Annotated in this window: 9 protein-coding genes; 5 read left to right on the top strand and 4 right to left on the bottom strand. The window is 61.3% G+C overall.

The window, feature by feature from the left end:
* Positions 1-46 precede the first annotated feature (46 nt).
* Positions 47-550 carry a nucleotidyltransferase family protein gene (locus QMX96_RS22720; protein ID WP_349016795.1) on the top strand — a complete coding sequence of 168 codons (504 nt, stop codon included), beginning with the start codon at positions 47-49 and terminating at the stop codon, positions 548-550.
* A gap of 45 nt (positions 551-595) precedes the next feature.
* On the opposite strand, the gene QMX96_RS22715 is transcribed toward QMX96_RS22720, so the two are convergent.
* Both QMX96_RS22715 and QMX96_RS22710 read right to left on the bottom strand, forming a co-directional pair.
* Positions 596-1,741: a serine hydrolase domain-containing protein gene (locus QMX96_RS22715; protein WP_078480182.1), complete on the bottom strand. Its 1,146-nt coding sequence runs from the start codon at positions 1,739-1,741 to the stop codon at positions 596-598.
* A 187-nt stretch (positions 1,742-1,928) separates the two neighbouring features.
* Complete coding sequence (locus QMX96_RS22710; protein ID WP_043862977.1) at positions 1,929-2,996, bottom strand: fatty acid desaturase; 1,068 nt, start codon at positions 2,994-2,996, stop codon at positions 1,929-1,931.
* 297 nt (positions 2,997-3,293) lie between these two features.
* Between QMX96_RS22710 and QMX96_RS22705 the strand changes: the two genes are divergently transcribed.
* Positions 3,294-3,857, top strand: a complete 564-nt coding sequence (locus QMX96_RS22705) for a recombinase family protein (protein WP_043862978.1) — start codon at positions 3,294-3,296, stop codon at positions 3,855-3,857.
* Positions 3,858-3,913: 56 nt separating this feature from the next.
* Here QMX96_RS22705 and QMX96_RS22700 read toward each other — a convergent pair whose 3' ends face one another.
* Both QMX96_RS22700 and QMX96_RS22695 read right to left on the bottom strand, forming a co-directional pair.
* A complete protein-coding gene (locus QMX96_RS22700) occupies positions 3,914-5,407 on the bottom strand; it encodes a DUF1254 domain-containing protein (RefSeq protein WP_043862979.1) in 1,494 nt (497 codons plus the stop codon).
* A 33-nt stretch (positions 5,408-5,440) separates the two neighbouring features.
* Positions 5,441-6,895, bottom strand: a complete 1,455-nt coding sequence (locus QMX96_RS22695; protein WP_282362484.1) for a DUF1254 domain-containing protein — start codon at positions 6,893-6,895, stop codon at positions 5,441-5,443.
* A 175-nt stretch (positions 6,896-7,070) separates the two neighbouring features.
* Here QMX96_RS22695 and QMX96_RS22690 point away from each other — a divergent pair, with 175 nt between their 5' ends.
* The 3 genes from QMX96_RS22690 to QMX96_RS22680 all read left to right on the top strand — a co-directional run bounded on the left by QMX96_RS22690 (position 7,071) and on the right by QMX96_RS22680 (position 10,820).
* Positions 7,071-9,245, top strand: a complete 2,175-nt coding sequence (locus QMX96_RS22690; protein WP_282362483.1) for a TonB-dependent siderophore receptor — start codon at positions 7,071-7,073, stop codon at positions 9,243-9,245.
* A gap of 117 nt (positions 9,246-9,362) precedes the next feature.
* Complete coding sequence (locus tag QMX96_RS22685; RefSeq protein ID WP_282362485.1) at positions 9,363-9,938, top strand: adenylate kinase; 576 nt, start codon at positions 9,363-9,365, stop codon at positions 9,936-9,938.
* A 249-nt stretch (positions 9,939-10,187) separates the two neighbouring features.
* A complete protein-coding gene (locus QMX96_RS22680) occupies positions 10,188-10,820 on the top strand; it encodes a hypothetical protein (RefSeq protein ID WP_043862985.1) in 633 nt (210 codons plus the stop codon).
* Positions 10,821-10,906 lie beyond the last annotated feature (86 nt).

The raw sequence follows: 10,906 nt of genomic DNA, 5'->3' as shown, positions 1-10,906 counted from the left end.
GGCCGGCGGCCCGGGCGGTCGGCCCCCCCCCCCGCCCCCCCCACGGCTGGCGTCGGGGCAAACGCTGCTGGCAGCCACGCTGGCACGGGCATTGGAGACGTTCGACGACGTCCGGGTGGTACTCAGGCCCGGGGACGATCCCGCGAACCTGGCAATTGACGGGCGGGTACGGGTCCTGTGGGCCGAGCAGGCCGACCAGGGCATGGGCAGCAGCCTGGCAGCCGGGGTGCGTGCGCTGGAACAGTCACCGGCCCCGGCCGTGGCGGTGTTGCTGGGCGATATGCCCTGGGTGCAGGGGCAGACGCTCAAGCAGTTGAAGGCCCTGTGCAACGCCCGGCAGATCGTGCTGCCGCTGCATCACGGGGTGCGTGGGCATCCGGTGATCTTCGGTCGACAGTTCTGGCCGGCCCTGGCATGCCTGCAGGGCGATCAGGGCGGCAAGGACATCGTGCGCGGCGCGCACGACGCCTGCGTCCAGGTGCCGGTGGAGGATGCGGGCGTCCTCAGGGATGTGGATCAGCCGCGGGACATCCCTGCTGGCTCGAGGTGAGCGACGCCACCCGCGCCCAGCCGCCGCTGCGCGCTGGCGCCTTGCTCAAAGCGCCGCATAGACAAGGGCTGACAGCCGGCCGGGGCGCGGATCGATCATGCTGTGGCCGCCCGAGGTCGTGGTGACGAAACCGAAACTCACGCGCCGCTCGGGGTCGGCAAAGCTGATCGGGCCGCCAAGCCCGATATGGCCGAAGGTGTCCGGGCCCATGGCGTGGGTAGCCGCCGGGTCGACCTGCTGCTCCAGCATGCAGCCCAGCCCGTAGCGCATCGGCCGCATCCATACCCGATCCATGCCATGACTGTGCTCTCGGGTGAATTCGTCGAGCAGTTCAGGGCCGATGAAGTGGCCCGCCAGCAGCGCACTGTAGAAACCGGCCAGGCCGTGAGCGGTGGCATGGCCACACACCCCCGGTTGCCGATAGGCCCACCAGCGCGGGTCACTGGTGCGCCGGGGCACCATGCCGGGGTTGGTGAAGGCGAATGTGGCGATATGCGAGGGCTCGCTCTTCACCACCGTGCGCAGCGCTTGCGAGTAGGGGTCGCCAACGCGCCCGGAGGCACTGTCGAAACGAGCGATACGGTGAAACTGCGTCTCGTCCACGCCAAGGTGCACGTCCAGGCCGTGGGGGTCCAGCATCTGTTCATGGATGAAGGCGCAGGGGTCGCGCCCGTCCACCCGACGAATCAGCTCGCCCAGAATCCAGCCAAAGGTGGTGGTGCCGTAGCCCAGGTCGGTGCCCGGTTCCCACCACAGCGGCTCGTCTTCCAGCACCCGCACCATGTGCTCCCAGTCATACATCATCGGGTTATGGTCGGGGCCCCGCAGCGCCGGCAGGCCGGCGGTGTGGTTCATCACCTGACGCACACTGACCCTGGCCTTGCCGTTGCGGGCGAACTCGGGCCAGTAGCGGGCCACCGGCGCATCCAGTTCCAGCCGGCCCGCCTCGACCAGCATCAGGATGGCCACTGCCACATAGGGTTTTACAACACAGAAGGTGTTGGCCAGCGTGTCGTGCGTCCAGGGCCTGCCGCCCTCCTGGTCCGCCACACCGGCCCACAGGTCGACGACCCGCTCCCCGTCCACCTGCACACAGAGCCCGGCACCCCGCTCCTGCGGATCATCGAACATCGCTTCGAAGGCCTGCCGGACCGCCTCGAAGGGCTGGGCACATATCCCTTGCGCTTTCATGCCTCGTCTTCCTCGTCGTTGAAATGTTGCCCTGTAACCGAGCGACGTTGCTGCGTAGCAGACCTGCCAGGCGACAATGATTGTCTCGGCGCCTGACAGACCCGAACGCATTACTGTTGGCTCGTGAACCTGACTACCGACTGCGCCCCCTGGGGCGCCCCCTCAAACACACAGGTTGATGGAACGTTCATCCACGCGAGCGCGTGTGCGTGTGTGCCAGGGAATAACGGTTCGCGCGTTTATAGGTGCCGAAGTCATTGAACCGAACACCGGCCTCGGCCATGACTTGATGCGCATAAGGCGCGGTCATCTGGCGCAGGTAGAACGGGTCCCTGACAACGAAGTGGTGAATACTGTGGGTGCTGCCGAAGTTGAAGCAGAACAATTGGAACGGCCATAGCCACCAGGCGTTCATGACCTGAGTTTGCTGCAGCGCATTGCGCGGTGCCACATCACCGTAATAGTGCATGTTCGAACTGATGAAAAACAGGCAGAACTGCCGGATCAGGTTGGGCGCGACCAGAATCACGACCACACTGTTGACCACGTCCATCACCGCCAAGGTGGTCGCGGAACTGTGCACCTCGTGCCCGCTGACCGCGCCAAGCCAGGCATACAGGTGGTAGCCGAGAAACACATACCAGCAACCCCAGTACAACAGCCCGAAGGGTGTATTGAGCCGGACGATCTTGACCAGCAAGCGGACTTTCTCCCGCCAGCCTGGGGCAAATACCGCATTGAGAAAACCGAAGATGAACCCGTCCACCAGTTTCAACAACCGCAGTACACCCCAGGGGCTGCCACTGGTGGTGATCCAGGCTTCCACATCCGTCTCGGTGCCTGACTCTTTATGGTGATGAAAGTGCAAACTTCGCCTTAACCAGGGGCTGGGCATTCCCGGCCGAGCCAACCAGCATAAAAACATCATGGCATTGTGCGCCAGCGGCTGTTTTCTGAAATAAAGACGATGAATCAGATCGTGTTCTATTTCATGAATGAACGAGGTCAGCAGCGCGTTGATCAGAATGCAGCCCCAGGCAGGAATGGACCCCTGCAGGTAGAGCCCCCCACTCACCACCATGCCGATCAGCGACACCGCCATGACACCTGCGCCCAGCGCATTCTGATGTTGCAGGATCGGATAGCGCTGGCGCAGGTAATTACCATGTTCGGTAATACGCCGGGTAACATGATCAATCTTTTGCTGATCGGTAGTGGGGCGTTCAAGTTCCATTGCTGCCTCCAAGACTTTCATACCTCATCCTCTGTTTGTGTCGGACAATCCCCCGCCAGGACAAACCGGCCGCGTCAATTGTTCGGGCTATACAACGGGTAGGTGAATGCATGCGCGCATTATATAAACGCAAATCGACTGTTTGCGTGAAGCTTGTTAAGATCCTTTCAAGCTTCAAAATGATAAGGCAAGTAAAAGTCTTTGCAACTGTGTATTTTGGGTGGGTTCAGCGTGACAGTTACCTGTAAGGATTTTTAATTTAGTTACAGGTTGTACAGTTATAAAACGACGCCGTACAAGTATTGCCAAGGAGGCATCATGAGATTGCATCGCATCAGATATTGCCGGCTCGCCTCACCGAAACCCGATGCCAGCGTACCCAGCCCAGCCAGCCCCGATGCCTTCGACGCGGTGTTTTACGATGCCCCTGCAGACACGGCCACCCACCGCGCAGGCTTTGAAAAGCTGCTGCGTTACCTGCAGTGCGGGGATACCGTGATCGTGGACAGCATGGCCTCGCTTTCGGCCAATACCGAGCAGTTGTGCAACTTCATTCGCCGCTTGATCGAAAAACAGGTCACGCTCAAGTTTGTGGATGAAAACCTGACATTCCGAGATGACGGCCGTGAAGTTGCGGGCCCCATCGTCGCGGCCATGGAGTTGCTTGCAGAGTTCGAGCGCGCGGCACTGCGCGAAAAACAGGCCGCCGGTATTGCAACTGCAAGAAATCGGGGTTCCTACCGAGGTCGAAAGAAGAAACTGTCCGACAATCAGGTTGTAAGTTTAATTGAGCGCGCCCGCGCGGGAGAAAGTAAATCCCGGCTGGCGCGTGATTTCGATATCAGTCGCCAGACGTTATATCGGTATTTGAAATCGACCTAGGGCTCTTCAGAAGAAGAGCCCTGGGTACTAGTTGTTCCAGGCCGCCTGGACTACCCTCACTGCTTGACCAGGTCGCTCGGCTTCCAGCTCTGGTCGAAGAACGCCTGTTTGGGCCCATACAACCGCACGATCACCAGAAAGCCCTTGTCTGGCAGGGTCTTGATCCAGTTCTTGCCCTCGCCCGGCGAGGTGGGGCCGAAGTAGATGTCGGTGGAGCCGTCGCTGTTGGGCGTCGGCTTGTCCATCTGGTTTAGCGACGGGAACGGCTGGCCGTTGTCCAGGCCCGATGCCGTGAGGTTGTCGTAGGCGGTAACCGACCAGAACAAGGCCGCCGGCACGTTCGCCGGCAGGTTGAGCTTGTAGGTGTGGGCACCGTCGAGGAACTTGCCCTCGGCATCGCGGGTGGTGGCCGGGTATTTGGCACCGGCGCCGACCAGGTTCATCACCATGCCCGGGCTGTCCGAATAGGCCGAGGTGAAGAACGCCACGCGCTGCTCCAGGTTGGTGAAGGTGCCACTGGCCTGGAACTCGGTGTTCTCCCCGGCAAAGGTGTTCACGAACTGGCGATCCTTGTAGTACAGGCCGCCAGGCTCTTTGGGCAGCAGGTGGCTGGTGACCACCTTGCTCATCTTGAACGCGGTGCGCGCCGCTTCATCGAGCAATTTGCGCCGTTCGGCATCCGGGGCGAAGGGCTTGCCCTTCTCGATGCCCAGGGTGTGCAGGAACCCGCGCATGTCCATGTCGGCCGGGTCCACCGCTTCGGCGTCGATGAAGCGCGACAGCATGTCGAAGTAGCGACCGTCCTCGGGGAACAGCATGTTGATCGGTGCGCCGGTGGCATCGGGAAACTGCATCGCCAGTGCCGAGTCCTTCTTGCCCAGCGGATAGATCCTGGTGCGCTCGACCTCGGCCACCGGCACGCTGAGGTCGTTGGGGTCCTTGAAGAAGGTGCGCCAGAACAGGAACACGTTGTTGGTGCGCGAGCGATAGACGTAACCCTCGGTCGGCTCCGGGCCATTGTAGCCCGGCGGCAACAGCACGTAGGTGCCACCCTTGCCCTTGTCAGGGCCGGCCAGGCCCACGTCGCCGCGCCAGGTCTTGCCGTCGATGGTCGGGCCGACGATGGGGCGCTGGAAGAAGTCGTCGAACATGCCCTGCACCCCAGGCGGGGCTTCGACCACCAGCGGGCCGTACTTGGCCAGGTCCAGGTAGCTCATGGCGTAGACCAGGTCGGAGTTGGGCGTGGTCACCAGTGTCTTGGCGTTGATGCGTTTCTTCCAGGTGGGCAGGATGTTGTAGCCGGCGCCGAAGTGCTTCTCGGAGGCCTCCTTCATCGACCAGATGTTGATCGCCGGCAACGCCCACAGGTACGACTGCACGGCGCGCTGGAACACCAGCTCGTCGATGAGGCTGCGTGCGGTTGCTTCGGTCGGGAAGCCCTTTTCGAAGGGCTGGTTGGCCAGTTCTTCGTACCGGGTGGCGGCATTGGCCACGCTGCTCAGGGAAATGGCTACGGCCAGGGCCGTCACGGTGCTGCTCAAGCGGTTCATGAGGTGTCCTCGTGGCGCGATGGGGTAATCCGTTCAGTTGACCTTGACCACTGCCGGCGGCGTCCACTGGCCGTTCATCGCCGCCGCCTGTGGCCAGTAGGCCCGCACGTAGAGCGAGAAGTCGGCCCCCTTGGGCGCGGGCAGCCAGTTGCTCTCCTTGTCCGCGCCGGGCGAATCGCTTTGTACGTAGAGCGTCAGCGAGCCATCGGGGTTGGTCTTGAGCGACGTGTTCTTGGTACCCAGGGAGTAGCGCCCCAAGGGGTTTTCGGCGAAGAAGTGCTGCTGGTTGTACAGCGTCAACGACCAGAACCCCTTGACCGGCGGCAGCGCGCCCTTGGGGAAGGTCACGCTGTAGCGCTGGCCACCGTTGAGCCGGGTGCCGGAGGCATCCAGGTCCTGGTAGAAGTACTTGGTCTCGATCTGCTTGTTGACGAAGATGTTCGAACGGGCCACCGCGGTGCGCAGGAAATAATCGGTGCCGAACGCCGCGCCGTTGCTGATGGTGCTCCAGTGGTGGGGCAACTGCTGGCCGTAGTTGCGAAATTGCAGCAACGGCTTGACCACCTCGCTGTCAGCCTTCTGCGCCTCGTCGATCATGGCTTTCTTCAGCTCGGGATCGCGCTGGGCTATCTGCGCCAGCACCGTCAGTTGCGCATAGCGCGCCTCTTCGCCGGGCAGCGGCCTGGCATCCTTGAGAATCGCCGGCAGTTCGTCGAAGAAGGTTTCCGGGAACACCCAGCGGGTTTCCTCTTCACCCGCCGCCTCGGCCGGGAATTTCGGCGACTGGCTCCAGTCACGCTGCTTGGGCTTGCCGTCGTACTTGGACAAGGGGTACATGTCGATGCCCGACAGATAGTGCTGGATGGCCTTGCGATCGTCGTCGGTATCGTCCTGGAACACCCGTGGAATCACGAACCCGGTGTTGGTGCTGGCGCGGAACACCTGGGTGATGCCCTGCGGCACCTTGCCGTTCCAGTCCGGGCCCACCAGCAGGTAGAAGCCGGGCTTGGTGCCGTACATCTTGCCCAGCTCGGCGAAGCTGTCGGAGCGCAGGTCCACCATCTGGTACACCCAGAAACGGTCGCCGAAGTCCGGTACCTGGATCACCACGGGTTCGATGTCCAGGGCGATGCTGCCTGCGCCATACACCACATCCTGGTTGGGGCAGGCCACGAGCCGTTCCCCGGGCGAGATGTAGTCGGTGAGCATCGACAGGTGGTTGATCGGCGCCACAGGCACGATGCCGCCCATCAACCCCGCCTCGGGCAGGTCCTTGAACTTCTGCCGGCGGTTGAAGATGTTGGCCATGGGCCAACCCCAGAAGTACGCCTCCCTGGCCATCATCCGCACGTAGGTTTCCGTGACCTTCACATCCGCTTCAGGCCCGGAAACCTGCACTACCGGCTGGGTCTGTGCCTGGGCCGCTGTGCTACCGAGCAGTACCGCGGTAGCGAGCAATCCACTGAAAAACAGGGGTGTCTTGTTCATCGGGTGCTTCCTTGCCTGTATGCCTGGGGGTGGGGTGACAAAAGGTGATGGTTAGAAACCTAGCAGAGGACGCGGCATCGGCCAGAACGCCGCTATTTATTGCGACACACCTTGACACATCATTTGGTAACGATTCTCATATGTATTATATTTATCACTACCACTGGAACCCTTCATGTCGCGCCCTACCCCGCCGCATTGCTCCGGCCTGCCCCGCAATCTGTTGGCCATGGCCATCTGCATGGCCACCCTGACCCCCGCCCTGGCCGATGACAGCTCTGCGACACCGCAGCCAGCCAAGGCTGCGACCCTGGAGCTGGGCGCCACCGAAATCGTCAACACTCAACTGGGCAGCACCACCGAAGGCACCCAGTCATACACCACCGGCGCCATGTCGACCGCGACCAAGCTGCCGCTGACCCTGCGCGAAACGCCCCAGGCCGTTACCGTGATTACCCGCCAGCGCATGGACGACCAGGCCATGACCAGCATCAACGACGTGGTAAAGGCCACCCCGGGGCTGTTCCTCGACTTCTCCAGCGGCCCTGGCCGGCAGACGTATTCGGCGCGCGGTTTCGATATCGACAACCTGATGTACGACGGCATCCCCAGTGGCTACCAGGGCTGGACTGTGGGCGCCCAGCCGAACCTGGCGATGTTCGACCGGGTGGAGGTGGTACGCGGCGCCACCGGGCTGGTGACCGGTGCGGGCAACCCTTCGGCTGCCATCAACCTGGTGCGCAAGCGCCCGCTGGCCGAACAGAAGGTCACCCTCACCGGTGCGGCCGGCAGCTGGGACGACTACCGCGGCGAGGTCGATGCCTCCAGCCCGCTCAACGACAGCGGCACCCTGCGCGGTCGGGTGGTGACGTCCTACCGCGACAGCAACAGCTTCGTCGATGGCGTGGACGAGACCCACGGCCTGTTCTACGCCATCACCGAGGCGGACCTGAGCGACGACACTACCCTGACCCTCGGCTTCTCCAATCAGAAGGACAAGACCAACTACTTCTGGGGCGCCTCGATGATCGGCCTGGACGGCCATCACCTGAACCTGCCGCGCTCGTACAACCCGGGTACCCCCTGGGAGAACAAGGACCAGGAGATCAATACCGTCTTTGCCGAGGTACGCCAGCGCCTGGCCAACGACTGGAAGCTGCAGGTCAACGCCAACTATTCCGAGCAGAACGCGCTGTTCTCCGGCTCGTACCAGTCGCGCTGGGTCAACAACACGCTGGCACGCACCGTGTACCAGTCGGCCCACGATGAAAACCAGGCCGGCGTGGATGCCTTTGTCAGCGGGCCCTTCGAGGCGCTGGGGCGCACCCATGAACTGGTGGTGGGTGCCAGCAAGCGCATCTACGACATGACCACCCACAACTATGCCCCCTACGACCCCAACTGGCCGATCAATGCCGGCAAGCCGAACTTCACCCACACCGGCAACAGCCGCGAAGTGACCACCCAGGATGGCGTGTACCTGACCACCCGCCTGAGCCTGGCCGACCCGCTCAAGCTGATCCTGGGCGGGCGCCTGGACTGGTATGACTACGACAACCGCGATGGCGACGGCGACTACAAGGTCACCCGCAACGTCACCCGCTATGCCGGGCTGATCTATGACCTGGACGAGCATCACTCGGTCTACGTCAGCTACAGCGACATCTTCACCCCGCAGAGCAGCAAGGGCACCTCCGGCACCCCGGTCAAGCCGATCGTGGGCAAGAACTACGAGGTGGGCATCAAGGGCGAGTACTTCGAGGGTGCGCTCAACGCCAGCCTGGCGCTGTTTCGCATCGACCAGGAAAACCGCGCGGTGCAGGTGTTCGTGCCGAACTGCCCGCAGACCGAATGCTACGAGGCCTCGGGCGAGATCCGCAGCCAGGGTATCGACTTCGAGCTGCAGGGTGCGCTGACCGAGAACTGGCAGGTGGGCGGTGGCTACACCTATGCCCGCGTGCACACCCTCAAGGACGCCGCCAACCCGCAGAACGTCAACCAGCGCTTTGACACCGACACGCCCGAGCACCTGTTCAAGCTGACCACCACCTACCGCTTCCAGGGCCCGCTGGAGAAACTGCGCGTGGGTGGCAACGTGTCGTGGCAGAGCCGCCTGTACAACGACGTGGCGCTGGCCAACGGTGGCAGCTATCGCCTGGAACAGGGTGGCTACGCCGTCACCGATCTGATGGCCGGCTACCGGCTGACCCGCAACCTGGACCTGCAGCTGAACGCCAACAACGTGTTCGACCGCAAGTACTACTCGTCCATCTCCAACTCGACCAGCTATGGCGGCGACACCTACGGCACACCGCGCAACATGATGCTCACGGCCAAGTACAGTTTCTGATGTGAAGTGGCGCAGGGATGCGCCGTGTTGTGACCCGCACCAACGCCACCCGGGCTGACGCGCCGGAGCGCTTCGCCCTGACAGACCGCCGGGGTAGGATGGCGCATGAACAGAACAATGCGTATCTACATAACCGGCTCCTCCTGTGCCGGCGTGACCACCCTGGGTCACAACCTGGCCTGCTCGCTGAACCTGCGGCATGTCGATGTCGATGACTTCTACTGGCTGCCCACCAACCCACCCTTCACTACCAAGCGACCACCCGCCGAACGCGTCTGCCTGATCGAACAGGCACTCGGTGATCAGGGCTGGGTACTGACCGGCTCGTTCGATGGCTGGGGTGATGCGCTGATCGCGCATGTCGACCTGATCGTGTTCGTGATCACGCCGACACCTGTTCGCCTGGAACGACTGGCAGCACGAGAACAGCAGCGCTTTGGCAATCGCATCGCGCCCGGTGGTGACATGCATGCCATTCACCTGGCCTTTCGCGAATGGGCTTCCCAGTATGACGACCCGGCGTTTTCCAGCCGAAGCCGTGTGCGGCACGAGGCGTGGCTTTCAAGGCAGACAGCGCCCGTCCTGCGAGTCGACGGTGAGCGCAGCGCTGAAGACATGCTGGCGCACACCCTGCGCGCCGTGGCGCGAGGCCCGCACACCACTGGCCATCGAGGCCTGGCGGATAACCGGTAGGCGTTCGGCCAGTAAGGCCATACGGCTTGTCCGGGGGGTATGCTCCAGCGACAGGCGCTGCCCCGTGTGTTGCCACGGCAATCACACTCCCCGGTTTTGCGTGCGCCAAGACATCAAGCTCGAAGATGCGCTGGTCTACCTGTCGATCATGATCCAGTGTGTTGATTTTGCTATTAGATAAATTTACAACTCTATCGTGCACTGGCTAGAATCAAGTAAACTTTAAAAAACCATGCCCTGGGCGAGCTCATGAAAAGTATCAACATTGCATATATCCTGTTCGGCTCCGTGCTTTCTTTAAAAGTGATGGCGAGCGGGCTAGACGTCGAGCACACACTAATTGAGCATCGCTGGTACACTTTCGAAGACGTGATAGAAAAGAGAAAAATATACAACAGGGTGGATATTTCGCGAGGGTACATCGAATATTATTTCGAGGGTGATGAATATAAACCCAAGCAGCCAGAAGAGAAATTGACGCCCCGTCAAAAATTCTATTCCAACCATGGCAGCGTTGGAACCTACGCGGCTGCTGATTATGAGACCGCGCTAGACAAGGAGTGCATAGATGTTGTCTCCGGTTCTTTAGGATCATTTATAGGGGACTATGAAAATTCCAAAAGACCTGACAGACAAAAATACAAGCGTACCGTTGTTGGCATAAAATCCTTAATGTACAAAGGCCCTGAGTATAACTTCAAGAGCCCTTCATCCTGGTCGCCTGCAGCGTTGCCCAAGAACAACAAAAGTCTTCTTTGTGAAATCTATGAAGTCAAGAGCAAAGAAAGTGATGTGAAATACATTGTTTATGCTGCTTCAGTGGCAACCGCTATGTTTGACGAAATTCATACGGCCCCATTGCCAGGTAAAAAGGTCGAGTAATTAAAGGACTTCGCACTCATGCTGCGGCCCACTGCTGCGGCACTGGCCGAATGCGGCCCTTCGTGAATGGCTGCTATGGGTCGATT

Origin of the sequence: Pseudomonas sp. PS01300 (assembly GCF_029960155.1) — a bacterium.
GTDB classification, from domain to species: Bacteria; Pseudomonadota; Gammaproteobacteria; order Pseudomonadales; family Pseudomonadaceae; genus Aquipseudomonas; species Aquipseudomonas palmensis.
Note: the sequence above shows the minus strand (reverse complement) of the source record. Positions and strands in the feature narration are given on the sequence as shown.

What these genes read in the sequence shown, in the direction of transcription:
- QMX96_RS22715 (WP_078480182.1), bottom strand. Translation starts at nt 1,741, where the DNA reads ATGAAAGCGCAAGGGATATGTGCCCAGCCCTTCGAGGCGGTCCGGCAG.
- QMX96_RS22710 (WP_043862977.1), bottom strand. Translation starts at nt 2,996, where the DNA reads ATGAAAGTCTTGGAGGCAGCAATGGAACTTGAACGCCCCACTACCGAT.
- QMX96_RS22705 (WP_043862978.1), top strand. Translation starts at nt 3,294, where the DNA reads ATGAGATTGCATCGCATCAGATATTGCCGGCTCGCCTCACCGAAACCC.
- QMX96_RS22700 (WP_043862979.1), bottom strand. Translation starts at nt 5,407, where the DNA reads ATGAACCGCTTGAGCAGCACCGTGACGGCCCTGGCCGTAGCCATTTCC.
- QMX96_RS22695 (WP_282362484.1), bottom strand. Translation starts at nt 6,895, where the DNA reads ATGAACAAGACACCCCTGTTTTTCAGTGGATTGCTCGCTACCGCGGTA.
- QMX96_RS22690 (WP_282362483.1), top strand. Translation starts at nt 7,071, where the DNA reads ATGTCGCGCCCTACCCCGCCGCATTGCTCCGGCCTGCCCCGCAATCTG.
- QMX96_RS22685 (WP_282362485.1), top strand. Translation starts at nt 9,363, where the DNA reads ATGCGTATCTACATAACCGGCTCCTCCTGTGCCGGCGTGACCACCCTG.
- QMX96_RS22680 (WP_043862985.1), top strand. Translation starts at nt 10,188, where the DNA reads ATGAAAAGTATCAACATTGCATATATCCTGTTCGGCTCCGTGCTTTCT.